Origin of the sequence: Vibrio sp. Hal054 (assembly GCF_037162405.1) — a bacterium.
In the GTDB taxonomy this organism is placed as follows: domain Bacteria; phylum Pseudomonadota; class Gammaproteobacteria; order Enterobacterales; family Vibrionaceae; genus Vibrio; species Vibrio diazotrophicus.
The window spans coordinates 2,143,586-2,158,707 of sequence record NZ_JARLUT010000001.1; the positions used below are offsets into that span (position 1 = coordinate 2,143,586).

The 15,122-nt window shown below is 43.5% G+C and carries 13 protein-coding genes; 6 read left to right on the forward strand and 7 right to left on the reverse strand.

Features of this window, described 5'->3' with window-relative positions:
- Positions 1-5 precede the first annotated feature (5 nt).
- On the reverse strand, positions 6-608 hold the full coding sequence (locus P4S58_RS09880) for a tRNA-uridine aminocarboxypropyltransferase (protein ID WP_337163842.1): 603 nt from the start codon (positions 606-608) through the stop codon (positions 6-8).
- Positions 609-611: 3 nt separating this feature from the next.
- Between P4S58_RS09880 and rrtA the strand changes: the two genes are divergently transcribed.
- Positions 612-1,166, forward strand: a complete 555-nt coding sequence (gene rrtA, locus P4S58_RS09885; protein WP_337163843.1) for a rhombosortase — start codon at positions 612-614, stop codon at positions 1,164-1,166.
- 44 nt (positions 1,167-1,210) lie between these two features.
- On the opposite strand, the gene P4S58_RS09890 is transcribed toward rrtA, so the two are convergent.
- Positions 1,211-1,630 carry a DUF3319 domain-containing protein gene (locus P4S58_RS09890; RefSeq protein ID WP_102967693.1) on the reverse strand — a complete coding sequence of 140 codons (420 nt, stop codon included), beginning with the start codon at positions 1,628-1,630 and terminating at the stop codon, positions 1,211-1,213.
- 288 nt (positions 1,631-1,918) lie between these two features.
- Complete coding sequence (gene sohB, locus P4S58_RS09895; RefSeq protein ID WP_337163844.1) at positions 1,919-2,977, reverse strand: protease SohB; 1,059 nt, start codon at positions 2,975-2,977, stop codon at positions 1,919-1,921.
- Positions 2,978-3,066: 89 nt separating this feature from the next.
- Between sohB and P4S58_RS09900 the strand changes: the two genes are divergently transcribed.
- The 4 genes from P4S58_RS09900 to P4S58_RS09915 all read left to right on the forward strand — a co-directional run bounded on the left by P4S58_RS09900 (position 3,067) and on the right by P4S58_RS09915 (position 9,158).
- Complete coding sequence (locus P4S58_RS09900) at positions 3,067-3,810, forward strand: YciK family oxidoreductase (protein ID WP_042483538.1); 744 nt, start codon at positions 3,067-3,069, stop codon at positions 3,808-3,810.
- A 128-nt stretch (positions 3,811-3,938) separates the two neighbouring features.
- Complete coding sequence (gene imuA, locus P4S58_RS09905) at positions 3,939-4,625, forward strand: translesion DNA synthesis-associated protein ImuA (RefSeq protein ID WP_337163845.1); 687 nt, start codon at positions 3,939-3,941, stop codon at positions 4,623-4,625.
- Between the two features lie 2 nt (positions 4,626-4,627).
- A complete protein-coding gene (locus P4S58_RS09910) occupies positions 4,628-6,025 on the forward strand; it encodes a Y-family DNA polymerase (protein ID WP_337163846.1) in 1,398 nt (465 codons plus the stop codon).
- Positions 6,026-6,086: 61 nt separating this feature from the next.
- Entirely contained in the window at positions 6,087-9,158 is a 3,072-nt protein-coding gene (locus P4S58_RS09915) for an error-prone DNA polymerase (RefSeq protein ID WP_337163847.1), read from the forward strand.
- A gap of 76 nt (positions 9,159-9,234) precedes the next feature.
- Here the strand turns inward: P4S58_RS09915 and P4S58_RS09920 are convergent, their stop codons facing one another.
- Together P4S58_RS09920 and mlc are read right to left on the reverse strand one after the other, a co-directional pair.
- On the reverse strand, positions 9,235-10,176 hold the full coding sequence (locus tag P4S58_RS09920) for a chemotaxis protein CheV (RefSeq protein WP_042483549.1): 942 nt from the start codon (positions 10,174-10,176) through the stop codon (positions 9,235-9,237).
- An 86-nt stretch (positions 10,177-10,262) separates the two neighbouring features.
- Entirely contained in the window at positions 10,263-11,480 is a 1,218-nt protein-coding gene (gene mlc / locus P4S58_RS09925) for a sugar metabolism global transcriptional regulator Mlc (protein ID WP_042483552.1), read from the reverse strand.
- Positions 11,481-11,815: 335 nt separating this feature from the next.
- Here mlc and pyk point away from each other — a divergent pair, with 335 nt between their 5' ends.
- Positions 11,816-13,261, forward strand: a complete 1,446-nt coding sequence (pyk, locus tag P4S58_RS09930; protein ID WP_102952830.1) for a pyruvate kinase — start codon at positions 11,816-11,818, stop codon at positions 13,259-13,261.
- A gap of 49 nt (positions 13,262-13,310) precedes the next feature.
- Here the strand turns inward: pyk and P4S58_RS09935 are convergent, their stop codons facing one another.
- Complete coding sequence (locus P4S58_RS09935) at positions 13,311-14,501, reverse strand: patatin-like phospholipase family protein (RefSeq protein ID WP_042483558.1); 1,191 nt, start codon at positions 14,499-14,501, stop codon at positions 13,311-13,313.
- Positions 14,502-14,519: 18 nt separating this feature from the next.
- Positions 14,520-14,609: a cytochrome bd-I oxidase subunit CydH gene (cydH, locus tag P4S58_RS09940; RefSeq protein ID WP_042483562.1), complete on the reverse strand. Its 90-nt coding sequence runs from the start codon at positions 14,607-14,609 to the stop codon at positions 14,520-14,522.
- Between the last annotated feature and the right edge of the window lie 513 nt (positions 14,610-15,122).

Here is a 15,122-nt window from a genome sequence, read left to right on the forward strand (position 1 = left end):
CGCGCTTATGAACGATAGTTGCGCTCAAATACGCCAGCAGGCATTTGCTGAATTTGATAATCGATCATGGCTTCAAATACGTCTAAAAGAGGCGAAAAGTCTTTCTCTGGTTGCATCATACTGAGAACATGAAAACCTGCTTCAACGGTTGACAGCGCATTTTCGCTTGGCGCTTTACGAATACGATAGTTACCTTTCAAATCTTCTGGCAAATGCAAGCAAGGCAGATGGTGGAGCTGGGTATTCAGCTGCCACATCTTGAATGCTTTTTTCCATGTTCCATCCAGCAAAATGATGCGGATTTTTTTCTCAATTGGTAACGCTACATCCGCTGCCGATAGAGAAACATCACTGGGATATAGGACAAAATGCTCAACATCCGGCTCTGCTAATAGTTGGTTTAGTTCACCATGTTCGCGGAAGTCTTCCCCGACCAACAGGCGACTGTTGGCCAGTGACAAACTTAAAATTCGCGCCGTTCCCATAGGTCGGTGTTCTTCTGTTGGGTGTTGAAGGATGATAAGCTCGACCTGCGAATCAAGCGCAACAATGCTGTCACAGATACACGCTTTACGTGCCTTTCCACACTGAGAACAATAACGAGACATTTTGTGAATCTTTACCTGCTGTTATCTATAGTCACCACCGTTTGCTTTGGGCTTCAATTTGAGCCTTTCAGCCACGTAATGGATTGGCAAGCCGATGCGATAGAAAATGGTCAATGGTGGCGGATCGTAACAGGAAACTTCACTCATACCAACTTTGCTCATTTGGCGATGAATTTGTTAGGTTTGTGGGTCATTGGCTACCTATTCCAACCCAAACCGCGATACTTTGCTCTGATCACTTTACTTATCAGCACTTGGATAGGAATCAGCCTGTTATTTACCAACATGGTGAACTACGTGGGTTTATCAGGCACTCTGCATGGTTTATTTGCTTTTTATGCTTTAAAGGAAGCATTAGGCGGACGAAAAAGCAGTTGGTTATTAGTGATTGGGGTGATGTTAAAAGTCGCCAGTGAACAGTTATTTGGAGCTTCCGACAGCACAGCAGAAATGATTGGTGCACGAGTCGCAACAGAAGCGCATCTGGCAGGTTTACTTGGTGGTTTACTGCTGGCATCAATCGCCGAAATTAAAAAACGTCAATACTTAAAGAAGTAAAAACGTCCTATATTTATGCCTTAATTACAGAGATAAGTAGCCAACTATTTAATGACAGATACCCTTTCTTCTATCCGATCAATAACCTGAATTATTTTATCTTTAGAGCCTTTCATTAATTTTCCCCGGTAAATGATATACCAATCATTCTGCCCACCAAGGTCATTAATTATCTTAAAATTTTTGTAATCAAAAGTTTGCCTATTCGATGGATCATCATTACTTTCAAAATATTCTGGAGGTACATATGTTCCCGTATCTGCCCAATGATCGATGGTCATTTTAATGTATTTTATTTCACCTACCGCAATTTTCTCACCTAATACCACAGACCAGCGTTCTGAACTATCAGCATTGCGTTTTATGAAATGACCTCGATAAAAGTCTGTTCTAACGGTATGTGCTTTCCTAGATTTGGGTTTAGCCGAAGTAAAGATACTCAGAAATGATTTCATCTTATTCATTATTTCTACCTAATGTGAGAGTCGGTGACTACGCTTTCTTAATGAAACGACATTGCCAAACCTGACCATTTTTATCTCGACATGTTTCTATTTCATCTACCACACTGTAAACCCTAACATTTTCATTCCACCGATAACTGTGAGCATATAGAGGTTCTTTGACTTCTGATACATTCCACCAGCCATGTCCATAACGTTAATTTTCGACAGACAATAAAAAACCTGCCTAAGCAGGTTTTTTTATCAACTAGGTAGTTTTCAGAATGGTCTTCAGACTTATTCAAACAACTACACTATCGGTCGTTGACCTCGGTTGATCAGCTTTAATAGAACACTGTCTGCCGCTTCTCCGGCAACGCCTGCCAGTTTGTCGGTCAATTTTTTCTTCTGCACATAGCGAAGAGCTAATACCGTCTTCTCTTTGCACGCTTCAACAATTAAATCGTCCGATGTTTTGATTTCATCTACCAGACCAAGCTCTTTTGCTTGCGTACCAAACCAGTGCTCACCGGTTGCCACTTTGTCTAGATCTAACTCAGGGCGACGCTCACGGATGAAATCTTTAAACAATACGTGCGTTTCTTCTAGCTCTTGCTTGAATTTCTCGCGAGCTTTATCCGTATTCTCACCAAACATAGTCAATGTACGTTTGTACTCACCTGCGGTCAGTTGTTCGAATTCAATATTGTTTTTTTTCAGCAATTTATTGAAGTTAGGCAACTGTGCTACCACACCAATAGATCCAACAATGGCAAAGGGTGCTGAAACAATTTTATCCGCAATACAGGCCATCATATAGCCACCGCTTGCAGCCACTTTATCTACCGAGATGGTCAGTGGTAAGCCTGCGGCTTTAATACGATCCAATTGTGAAGATGCCAAGCCATAGCCGTGAACCATACCCCCACCTGTTTCAAGGCGTAGCAACACTTCGTCACCTTGCTGTGCGACAGCCAGAATCGCAGTGACTTCTTGGCGCAATGAAGACACTTCTTTGGCATCAATACTGCCGTGGAAATCTAAAACAAATAAGTGAGGTTCACGTTCTTCTTTTAACTCGCCCGATTTTGCGGCTTTCTTAACGGCTTTTTCGCGTTGCTTATGTTTTTCTTTCTCGCTTTTCGCTTCTGCTTTATGGCGAGCTTTCAAAAAAGATTCATCGTGTAAGTGCGCTTCTAAATGTTCAGCGTTCTCTCTGTTCTGCTTAGTTAAGTCGGTCACTTCCAACTCACCTTTAGCTGCACCTTTTCCGCCGACGGATTTAGCAATGACTAACAACACAACGATCGCAATCACAAGTGTCGCGATCTTGGCTAAAAATAAGCCATAGTCCAACAAAAATTCCAATGTACTCATCCTCTTCAATGCGAATTGGTGTATTGTAACCACCTTGTCATCATGACTTAAAGTAAATCATAACAATAAGGATACGTAACGTGGATTATTCAGTGTCTGCAAACGCCCTAAAAGATAAAGTAATTTTAGTTACAGGTGCTGGTGACGGCATTGGTAAACAAGCAGCCATCACTTATGCGGCACATGGTGCGACAGTGATTTTGCTTGGGCGCACTGTGAAAAAATTAGAACAAACCTACGATGAAATTGAAGCCGCTGGCTATGCTCAGCCTGCTATTGTTCCTTTAGATATGAAAGGAGCAACAAAACAGAACTATCTGGATATGGTTGATACCATTGAAGGGCAGTTCGGCCGTTTGGATGGTGTTTTACACAACGCCAGCATTTTGGGTGTACTAAGCCCATTTGATCAGATCGGTGAAGACTCTTATGACGACGTCATGCAGGTAAACGTCAAAGCACAGTTCCTGATGACTCAAGCTCTGCTGCCTCTACTTCATAAATCTGACGATGCCCGCATCATTTTCACCAGCTCGACGGTAGGCCATTCTGGTCGCGCGTTCTGGGGGACTTATGCGATATCCAAATTTGCGACTGAAGGCATGATGCAAGTGCTTGCCGATGAGCTTAGCGATACAAATATTCGCGTTAATGCTATCAACCCAGGTGGTACTCGTACTGGTATGCGTGCAAAAGCTTTCCCTGCGGAAGATGCTGGCCTACTGAAAACACCACAAGACATTATGCCGTTATACCTGTATTTGATGGCGCCAGAAGGCAAAGCTGTCAATGGTCAGTGCATTGATGCTCAGCCGAAAAAATAGTTACTGAGTTTCATCAAACGATTCAAAGCCTTGCTAACTAAGCGAGGCTTTGTTGTTTATAAACCTTACTTTTTTCTTGAATGTTCTAAACAACAAAATATACTGTACAAATATACAGGTAAATTATTATGTATGAACTGATAGAACACCTCAAGAACAAACACTGGCTATGGCAAGGCTCAGAAACAAAATATGAGCAAAGCGCCCACTCGACCGGATTCAACGCACTGGATGACAAACTTGCCGGAGGCTTTCCTCCTCATGGTGTGGTTGAAATTCAGTCTCTGTCGGGTATTGGTGAATTACGCCTTATCTATCCTTATCTGAAACAACACGATAAGCGACTAACGGTATTTATTAATCCACCAGGCATAGTGCAGGCTGAAAGTCTGAAGTGTGAAGGTATAAACCTTGAACACGTATTGGTTTTAACACCAAAAAACCACAAGGAAGCCTTGTGGGCTGCTGAACAATGCCTAAAAAGTGGTGCATGCAGTCAAGTATTGCTTTGGCAAGATAAGCTCGAAGTCCATCAGGTTCGTCGTTTAAATGTTGCCAGTGAAACGGGTAGCTGTTTGCAATTTCTTTTCCGTTCGCCGCAAGAAAGCGTATTTTCGCTACCCGTATCACTCAGTTTATCGTTACAAGCCGATCCACAAGGTCTGCAGATTAGTGTCCCCAAACGCAAAGGTGGATGGCCTTTAAGCGCATTTAAGCTATCTATGTATGAGCGCTGGCCAAACTTGGTGATCCCGCAGGCTTCTTCAAAACCGTCTTCACAAGTTATCGCCTTTCCTCAACGTATGCAGGGCTAACGATGACACTTTGGATCTATCTTCATTTTCCAGCACTACAACTGGATACCTTATACGCCGAGCATGAATACCCTCTGGTTATCATCGAAGGTCGTGATAACCATGTTGTTCAAGCCAGTGCTTGTGCATTAAAGCAAGGCATAAAAATTGGGATGGGGCTAGGCAGTGCGGCATCTATGTGCAGCGATCTACAAGTACATCCCTATGATGAGAATGTTGAAAATCAAACCATCGAAGAGATAGCACAATGGTTGTATCTGGTAACCTCAGACATCGTGTTGCTTCCACCAAAAGGCATATTGCTAAGAGTCACTAACATGCTGTCTCTGTATTCGGGTCTGGATAACTATTGGCACACATTAAGTGCTCATCTTCGTTTACGTAAAACACGTTACTACTATGGTTCCGGTTTTTCGCCACTTTCGGCTGTTTTGCTTGGAAAAAGCGCTTCAAATATCATCATTGAGGATAAAGACAAGATTCTTGCTGCCATTAACGATTACCCACTCAGTGCCACAGAACTGGATTTTAAACAGGTAGAAAAACTCGCCAGAGTCGGGATTCGAGACATCAAAGCCCTCCTTGCCGTACCAATACAAGATCTGGCAAGACGGTTTGATATCGATTTAGTGAACTATGTAGGCAAGCTCTTGGGGCAATTTAAGCATCCAGTTAGTTTTTACCATCCGCCAGAAGCCTTTTGTAGCCACCTAGAATTGCTGTATGAAATTGAAAATATTCAATGGTTGGAGAAGCCTTTATCTCGTTTGCTAAAACGCTTAGAGCAATTTTTAACACTGCGAAATCAGGTCGCTTTTGAGCTTGAACTGATACTGACTCAGCGAGATAACATCAAAAACAGTCTGCATTTTACTTCAGCACAGGGAGAATATGCTTGTGGAAAATGGGGGAAGCTCTGTCAACTCACTCTAGAGTCAATACAACTGTCCCAACCCGCACTGGCAATGACGTTAAAAGTCATTCGTTCTGGGGAAATGAACCAAAGCGTGACGGACATTTTTGATGGTGAAAAAGGTCAGACGACAGCACTGGAACTGATCACTCTGCTACAAGCCAAGCTTGGTCAGGCACAAGTCAATAAGCCGAATCTGAGTGATGATCCTCGCCCAGAGAAGCGCAGCCAATACATAGCAGCAACAGAACCCACATCCCATACATTACGCAGACCAGAGTTGCGCCCTAGCCTGCTGCTTCCTGAGCCCGAACCTCTGTGTGAAATCGTATCGCTCATCCATGGGCCTGAAAGACTAGTCACTGGATGGTGGGACAACCAGCCCATCACTCGTGACTATTTCATTGCCCACAGCGAACAAGGCCGCTGGCTTTGGGTATTTCGCAACCAAGATAAACACTGGTTTCTGCATGGCCAGTTTAGCTAAAACGCAGGCTTGTTTAGCAAACGTGCCTCTTTGATCAGACGATTTTTATAAGAGTAGTGATATGGCTTACGCTGAACTATTTTGCCAAAGCAATTTCTCATTTCTGACGGGTGCTTCTCATGCTGAAGAACTTATTCAGCACGCGGATTTTCTACGCTATCGCGCTCTCGCGATTACCGACGAGTGTTCAATCGCTGGCGTCGTGAGAGCTCATACCGCCATCAAAGACCGAAAGCTTGGTATCAAACAAATTGTCGGCAGTATGTTTTGGCTCAATGGTGAGTGCCAAGTTGTACTTTTGTGCCCAAATCGCCAGGCATACGCTGAGCTGTGCAGAATCATCACCAATGCGCGCAGGCGCAGTGAAAAAGGCAGCTATCAGCTATCTGAATGGGATTTAATGTCCGCGAAGCACTGCCTTATTCTCTGGCTTCCAACCGAGGAAGACAACAATGCCTATTGGGGAAAGTGGCTGAAGCAATATCATCAAGGTCGTTTATGGATTGCCGTTCAACGCCATCTCGGCGCGAACGACCATCACTATATTTCGCACTGTCAGGAGCTGGCTCAACAACTGAGCTTGCCCATCACTGCATGTGGCGGTGTTCTGATGCATACGGCCACACGCCTTCCACTGCAACATGTTCTTACGGCCATAAAGCACAACCAGAGTGTCGAACACATTCAGGCTCACCTAATTGGTAACACTGAACGGGCACTGCGCAGTAAAACAAAGCTCGCCAAAATATTCCCAAGTGAATGGTTAAAAGAGAGCGTACGTATTGCTGAACTGTGTCACTTCAAACTGAGTGATTTGAAATACGAGTACCCAAGTGAATTGATTCCAGATGATGTCAAACCTATGGAACATCTGCGTCAACTGGTTGAAAAAGGCAAGCTTGTTCGCTTTCCCGAAGGCGTCCCTGACGATATTCAGGCGACCATAGATAAAGAACTCTCTCTGATTGATGAACTCAACTATCCATTCTATTTTCTTACCATTCACGACATCGTTATGTTCGCCAAAAGTAGAGGCATTCTATACCAAGGACGAGGGTCTGCCGCGAACTCTATTGTCTGTTACTGCTTAGAGATAACCGCGGTCGACCCTCGCCAAGTCGCGGTGTTATTTGAACGATTTATCAGTAAAGAACGTCAAGAGCCGCCAGATATTGATGTGGATTTTGAACACGAGAGACGTGAAGAAGTTATTCAATACCTGTATCAGAAATATGGCAGAGAGCGAGCTGCATTGGCCGCGACAGTAATTACTTATCGCTTAAAAAGCGCTATTCGAGACGTAGGGAAAGCATTGGGGATTAGCGAGACTCAACTCGATTTCTTTATCAAAAATATTAACCGCAGAGACCGCAAACTCGGATGGCAAGCCCAGATCATAGAGCTTGGACTTCAGCCACAATCGCATAAAGGGCAACTGTTTATCGATCTGGTCAACGAAATACAGTCGTTCCCACGCCATCTCTCACAACATGTGGGTGGCTTTGTTATTTCCGCGGGTCCTTTGTATGAGCTGATCGCCGTAGAAAACGCAGCCATGCCGGAACGAACCATTATTCAGTGGGATAAAGACGATTTAGAAAGTCTCGGACTGATGAAAGTCGATGTGCTGGCGTTAGGTATGCTAACGGCTATTCGTAAGTGTTTCACCATGATCGAACTCCACCATCAACGAAAGCTCAGCATTGCAGACATCACACGTTTAAAAGACGACGAAAACGTGTATGGGATGATACAACGCGCAGATACCGTAGGCGTGTTTCAAATAGAGTCTCGTGCGCAAATGAGTATGCTACCACGCTTAAAGCCTCGCACTTATTATGATCTGGTCATACAAATCGCCATCGTTCGCCCCGGTCCAATTCAGGGCGATATGGTGCACCCGTTCCTTAAACGAAGAAATGGTATTGAGGAACCTTCTTTCCCATCCCAAGAGGTGAAAGAAGTTTTAGAGCGGACGATGGGCGTTCCGATCTTTCAAGAGCAAGTGATTAAAATTGCTATGGTTGCAGCTGGTTTCAGTGGAGGCGAAGCAGATCAGCTTCGCCGAGCGATGGCGTCTTGGAAAAAGAGTGGCGAGTTGGCTAAATTCAGACCTAAATTGATAAACGGCATGCTGGCTCGCGGTTATGAAAAAGAGTTTGCCGAACGGATTTACGATCAAATTTGCGGCTTCGGGGAATACGGTTTCCCAGAGAGCCATTCGGCATCATTCGCGGTTTTGGCATATTGTTCGGCATGGCTCAAATACTATTATCCGGAAGCGTTTTACGCCTCGTTGCTCAATAGTTTACCTATGGGTTTTTATAGTCCGTCACAACTGATTCAGGATGCTCAAAGGCACGGCATTGTGGTTCTGCCTGTTTGCGTTAATCATTCATCTATTGAGCATCAAGTCGTACGCCACCAGCAAGGTTTTGCTATTCAACTCGGTCTGCGTCTGGTGAAAGGATTAAGCGACTCAGGAAGCGAGCAACTGCTGCGAGCTCGCCCTACTAGCGGATTTCAGCATGTTAATCAGCTAAAAAATGCAGGAATTAACCAGAAAGATATGGAATCACTGGCCTCTGCCAATGCCCTGCATCGCTTAACCAATAACCGCTACGACACCCGTTGGGCTATCATGGATTCTCTTTCTGACCTGCCGTTATTTGAACACTATCAAGAAGATGAACGCCTAATTCAACACTCACCTACAGCGATGAAAGATCTGATAGAAGATTATGCATCATTAGGATTATCCCTCAACCAGCATCCGATAACCTTATTAGACAAAGCTGGTATCTTAGGCAAGTTCACCCGCCATAAAGACCTGATAAATCTCCCGCATAAATCACTCGTTACCGTTGCAGGAGTCGTCACCGGACGACAAGCTCCCGGAACAGCCGCTGGCGTAACGTTTTTCACACTAGAAGACGATACCGGAAATATTAATACCGTAGTTTGGCAAGCCACAGCCAGAGCACAGAAAAGCGCTTATATCAGTGCCAAAGTCCTAATGGTAAAAGGTATTGTCGAGAAAGAAGAGAATGTGGTGCATGTGATCGCGGGAAAACTGATTGATATCACCGAACATTTAACGTTGCTTCAAAGTCGCTCTCGAGATTTTCATTAAGCCAGATACTAATAAATACTGTGAGACAGTATTTGAAGATACCAAAAAGCGCTGAATATTCAGCGCTTTTCTATTCTTATAAAACTTCTCGAAGACGTTCTTGAGCCACCTGCACCAACAAGTCGGGCTGGAACTTAGAGATGAATCGGTTACAACCAACTTTCTGAACCATCGCTTCGTTAAAGCTGCCACTCAAAGAGGTGTTCAAAGTAATAAACAGGTCTTTCATACGAGGGTCGTTGCGAACTTCATGAGTTAAGCGATAGCCGTCCATTTCTGGCATTTCAGCATCTGTAATCATCATCAGAAGCTCATCATTGATGTTTTTACCCGCATCACATAAAGATTTGAGGAAATTCAATGCTTCCAAACCGTCTCGGCATTCAATGATGTTGAGACCAAGCTGTGACAAGGTATCTTTAATCTGGTTTCGTGCGGTTGAAGAATCATCCACGATTAAAACATTGCGGCCTACCATTTCACCCAAAATATTGTGGTCAAGCAACTCTTCAGAAATAGAAACATCGTACTCGATGATCTCTGCAAGTACCTTCTCAACATCAATAATTTCAACGATATTGGTTTGATTTTGCTCTTTAATCTGAGTAATGGCAGTCAAGTAGTTTGAACGCCCCGCTGATTTTGGCGGCGGTTCAATTTCTGTCCATGCAGTATTAACAATGTTGCGGACTTGACCAACGAGAAAGCCCTGAGTAGTACGGTTGTATTCCGTAATAATGAGGTTTTGCTCTGGCTTTTCTAATCGAGATGGAGGGAAACCAATCGCTTGGCGCAAGTCGATAATCGGTACTGGCACACCGCGAAGTGTTGCAACACCGGTAATATTGCGATGTGAGCCTGGCATTTTAGTTAGATGAGGGACTTTAATCACTTCTCTAACTTTAAATACGTTAATAGCAAACAGTTGACGGCTGTTTAAGCTAAAAAGCAATAACTCAAGTCGGTTTTCGCCAACCAAGTTAGTACGTTGATCGACTGAATTTAAAACACCTGACATAGAAAATTCCGCAAACTATTAAAACCCAATAACAGTATAGCTACAAAGGATAAATGTAAATGATAGTACTCAAGGTATTGTGATAATTATCCTTCCACCACCTTCATCAGCAACAAACCATCATATAATGCTTGCTTAACAAGCGCTGCACCAGGCATCGTCGCCTGTTTGTAAAAACGAGACTCCACGAGCTTCAAATCTTTATGGTAAACAGGAAGGCTTTGTTGTTCGATACAATGCTGAATTGCCGGGTACAACACACTTTTTGCTTGATTGATAACGCCACCAATAAGAATTTTTTCTGGATTAAATAGGTTGATTACGATAGCAATCGCCGCACCTAAATAAGCACCAAGCTGCTCAATCACTTCAACCGCAAGAGGATCCCCTTCTGCAGCCGCAGAACAAATATCTTCTATCGTGATTTCTGCAATTTCACTTAAGCTTGAAGCTTCACCATTGGCAATACGTTCTGCGACTTGTTCTCGAATCGCTTGAGAACTGGCAACCGTTTCAAGACAGCCAATATTCCCACAGTGGCAACGCTTACCATTGCGGTCAATTTGGATATGCCCTAATTCACCAATATTGCCGTTACGACCTTGCAGTACTCGACCATCAAGAATGATACCAGCGCCTAAACCATGGTGTATTGAAATCAGAATTGAATTATCAACGTCTTGCGAATGACCAAATAACTTTTCCGCCAAAGCCCAAGCACGAGTATCGTTAGCAATAAATACAGGCAGCCCAGTTGCTTTATAGATTTCAGGGCCTAACGCTAGATTATTCACGTTGTAGTGAGGCATCTGCAAAACGATGCCTTTCTCCGAGTTAACTAAACCCGGTAAAGTGATAGCAATGCTCGTGACGCGATCGAGTTGGTCAGCATAAGTTTGGAAAAACTCTTCAACTTCAAATAAAAGACGTTGAAGCACATCGTCTTGATCGATTTCATGAATCTCAATTTTAGTATCGATCAGAACTTCACCACCAAGCTCATGAAGGGCTATGGTTAAATATCCGCGTCCCAGACGCATAGAAAGGAACTGCCAGCCTTCATTGTTGGTCTGTAAACCTACAGCAGGACGACCACGGCTGATAGCTTCTTGAACCGTTGTTTCATGAATTAGGTGCGCATCAATAAGCTCGCGAGTAATTTTAGTAATACTTGCAGGCGCGAGTTCGCTCTCTTTCGATAAATCGATACGAGATATCGGACCTTTTTGGTCAATCAATTTATACACACGACCAGCATTGACCTGCTTAATGTGGTCAATATGGCCAGGTTGAGCCATGTACATAGTACGCTCCAAAAAACAACAACCTGCCAATTTTTTTACTTTGCGAACTAATTGTGAAGGGCTTTGGTAAATACCCGTGACCAGCATCACGTATATACTCGGAACTTTGTGTATTCAGTCAAATTGTCGGGTTTGGGTAGGCTCGATATCTGTGTTTGAAAAACTTATTTTCAGAGCAAAATTATTTTAATTGCATTGAGCATTACGGCCAAATTCCTACAAAAATCTCAGACTTACGTAACAATTTTATAACCTTAATCTCAAGTACTATGGGTGTTGTTTATACTTATAAAATCCTCGATACCTTATCTGCCCGATCACTGTAGGAGATCACCATGAGTTTAGGTCAAAGACGTACCAAAATTGTCACCACACTCGGCCCATCCACAGATAAAGAAAACGTACTAGAGCAAATCATAAAATCAGGGGCAAACGTAGTACGAATGAATTTTTCGCACGGTTCTGCGGAAGACCACAAGCTAAGAGCTCAAAAAGTTCGCGAAATCGCAGCAAAACTCGGAAAAAATGTCGCGATTTTGGGTGATTTACAAGGCCCAAAAATCCGCGTATCCACATTTAAAGATGGACCGATTCTCCTGACTGAAGGTGACCGATTTATCCTTGATGCCGAACTGGCGCCCGGAATGGGCGATCAGGACTCAGTCGGTATTGACTACAAAGCCTTGCCAAACGATGTCAAAAGAGACGACATCCTTCTGCTCGATGACGGAAGAGTACAGCTACAAGTATTGTCTGTTGAAAACAATAAGATTTTTACTTCCGTCCTGATTGGTGGTCCTTTATCGAATAACAAAGGCATCAACAAAAAAGGAGGAGGCCTTTCAGCAGACGCACTGACCGAGAAAGACAAACGCGATATCCTTCTCGCTGCTGAAATCAAAGTGGATTACCTCGCCGTTTCATTCCCTCGCAACGGGGCAGATATGAATTATGCTCGCCGTCTTGCTCGAGATGCTGGCTTAGAAGCGGGGTTAGTAGCGAAAGTGGAGCGAGCAGAAACCGTCTCATGCGATGAAAATATTGACGATATCATCATGGCATCTGACGTGATCATGGTGGCTCGTGGCGATCTCGGTGTCGAAATTGGCGACCCAGAACTCGTGGGTGTGCAGAAAAAACTGATCCATCGCGCGAAAGCTCTCAACCGAGTGGTGATTACCGCCACGCAAATGATGGAGTCTATGATCACAAATCCAATGCCAACCCGTGCCGAAGTCATGGACGTTGCGAATGCCGTACTTGATGGCACCGATGCCGTAATGCTGTCAGGAGAAACGGCGGCGGGGAAATATCCTGTTGAAACGGTCAAAGCGATGGCAGAAGTCTGTATTGGTGCAGAGAAAACCATTGAGTCGAATCAACAGAACTATCGTATTGATCGCTCCTTTGCCACCTCAGAAGAAACCATCGCCATGTCTACCATTTATGCAGCTAACCATTTGGAAGGTGTACAGGCGATGGTCACATTGACGGAGTCGGGGCGCACAGCACTAATGACGTCTCGTTTAAATTCCGTCTTTCCTATCTTTGCCATGTCACGGAATGAACGCGCGCTTAATCGCTGTGCACTATACAGAGGCGTTACTCCATTCTATTTCGACAGTAAGCATGAAGAAGGATTTATTGCGGCACAATCTGCTTTGAAATCTCTCAAAGATAAAAAGCTGCTCGAGTTTGGCGACTTGGTTATCATCACTCAAGGCGATGTGATGGAGGTTGAAGGTTCAACCAACTGTATGCGTATCCTGCCAGTCTTCTAACTGGTATATCCCATAAAGCAATAACTCACTCTACTTGTTCTAGAGTGAGTTATTCGCCGATTTCCAGAGAATTAAAATCAGCACGAATAATGCGTTCCGCTTTTATCTCCCTAGCCTGCAAAAACAAATTGATAAAGCGGTTTCCGGCTTCAACACCTAACTCATAATCGTGTAATAGGTCTTCTTTATCGCTCATCAAAGAGGAGGATTTCAGAGGACTGCTTGGCGCAATTTGCACTATAAACACATCATCAGGTGGTGAATTCAGAAACTCTCTAGTTAGGGAGTAAGTCTGGTAATGTACCATCAACATATCCGCCAGCCCTGAATCAAATTTATCTCCAAGCAAATGACTCAATCGATAAATATCGTCCGCACCAAATAACCAACGACCGCCGTTGAGTGCTTGTAGGTGTTTATGCTCATTTTTCAACTCTTTGGAGCGCGCAATTTGCTGCTGAAAAAAACGGTTCCAGTCTTGTTTCCATTGACCTAATCGGTTCTGCCACTGATTTTGAATACTGTTAAAAGAATCTCTGAACCATTTAATTTCTTCCTGCCGAGCTCTTTCATCCTGCATGATTAGCCCTGATTCAAAATCAATTTCTTCCGTTCTGATCACCGTAATAAAACGAGCTTCTCGACGCCAAGCCTCCTGAACAGGGATGGAAGCAGAGACTCCGCCATCAATGTAAAACTGATTGTTTAACTCGACTTGTTTGGGATATAAGCGAGGAATCGCGCATGTCGCTCTCATAATATCCTTCCAGTTGCCTCCCAGCATCGGAAAGTATTCATCACTCAGGGTCAATGAGGATGTAACAGCCGCCATTGCTTTGCGTGAACCTAATGCCCTACGTCCCATGTCTATATCCATATGAAATGGGAAGTCACAAATTTTTTCCAACGCCCAGTCAAGATCCATATATTGTTTTCTACGGATGTAACCAAAAAGGTGGAAAAACTCGGGTGTAGTGGTGAGTTCTGTAATGAAAGCTTTGCCTAAGCCATGCTGACGGCAGAGAAAAGCGCTGAGATTCAGAGCACCAGCGGAGGTACCATAAAATTCATCGAATGGGTCGAAGTTGGCGAGATTAAAGGCGTCTAATACACCGGCAGTAAATATACCTCTCTGACCACCACCTTGAGCAACCAGAGCGTTTTTACCGCCGATGAATTTGGATAGTCGAATCACATCGACTTTGTTATCTAAATTAGAAACAGTTCCACTATTAGGCATAAGTAGAACCCTTATCAGTTAGTGTGTTATTGCGATCAATCCAAAACCGACAAGTACCGTGAAGATAACGGCAGTAGCAATTACTGCAAACTTTAGATCATGTTCCATACAGACCTCCTTTTACTTAACAAATTAATAACATCGGTAAAGGAAGCCATCAAGAATTGTCGATTTTTCAGCTACAATTATGCAATTGCCCTCACAATAACTCAATCACCATATCCCTTATTAGACTAATCTGGAGAACGAAAAAACTAACCTCAACGACTCTTTGATTAACAATGTCTGCATTTCCTCTCCTTATTTTAGATAAAGAGCAAAAGGTGGAGGGATTCACTGTCGATTGTATATTTTTCAGTCATACACTCTACTGTTTTTAATAGTGATATCAATTACAAATAAACGAAATAAACATCACTTGAGCCAGTGATAAGTAACTTAGCAACATTTTAAACCACATATTAGCCAATACATCACACAATAAAACTATCTAAAGACAAAAAACTAACATTTATGATCTATTGCTATTAACAGAACAAATCTGTAGTCTCGGTACCACGCGTAGCTGATTATTTCAGATTTCGCAAACACACATCAGATAATAAAGAACAAAACTCTGAG

Excerpts from the sequence above, each read along its gene's own strand:
- P4S58_RS09880 (WP_337163842.1), bottom strand. The coding sequence starts at position 608 with ATGTCTCGTTATTGTTCTCAGTGTGGAAAGGCACGTAAAGCGTGTATC.
- P4S58_RS09890 (WP_102967693.1), bottom strand. The coding sequence starts at position 1,630 with ATGAATAAGATGAAATCATTTCTGAGTATCTTTACTTCGGCTAAACCC.
- imuA (WP_337163845.1), top strand. The coding sequence starts at position 3,939 with ATGTATGAACTGATAGAACACCTCAAGAACAAACACTGGCTATGGCAA.
- P4S58_RS09910 (WP_337163846.1), top strand. The coding sequence starts at position 4,628 with ATGACACTTTGGATCTATCTTCATTTTCCAGCACTACAACTGGATACC.
- P4S58_RS09915 (WP_337163847.1), top strand. The coding sequence starts at position 6,087 with ATGGCTTACGCTGAACTATTTTGCCAAAGCAATTTCTCATTTCTGACG.
- P4S58_RS09920 (WP_042483549.1), bottom strand. The coding sequence starts at position 10,176 with ATGTCAGGTGTTTTAAATTCAGTCGATCAACGTACTAACTTGGTTGGC.
- mlc (WP_042483552.1), bottom strand. The coding sequence starts at position 11,480 with ATGTACATGGCTCAACCTGGCCATATTGACCACATTAAGCAGGTCAAT.
- pyk (WP_102952830.1), top strand. The coding sequence starts at position 11,816 with ATGAGTTTAGGTCAAAGACGTACCAAAATTGTCACCACACTCGGCCCA.
- P4S58_RS09935 (WP_042483558.1), bottom strand. The coding sequence starts at position 14,501 with ATGCCTAATAGTGGAACTGTTTCTAATTTAGATAACAAAGTCGATGTG.
- cydH (WP_042483562.1), bottom strand. The coding sequence starts at position 14,609 with ATGGAACATGATCTAAAGTTTGCAGTAATTGCTACTGCCGTTATCTTC.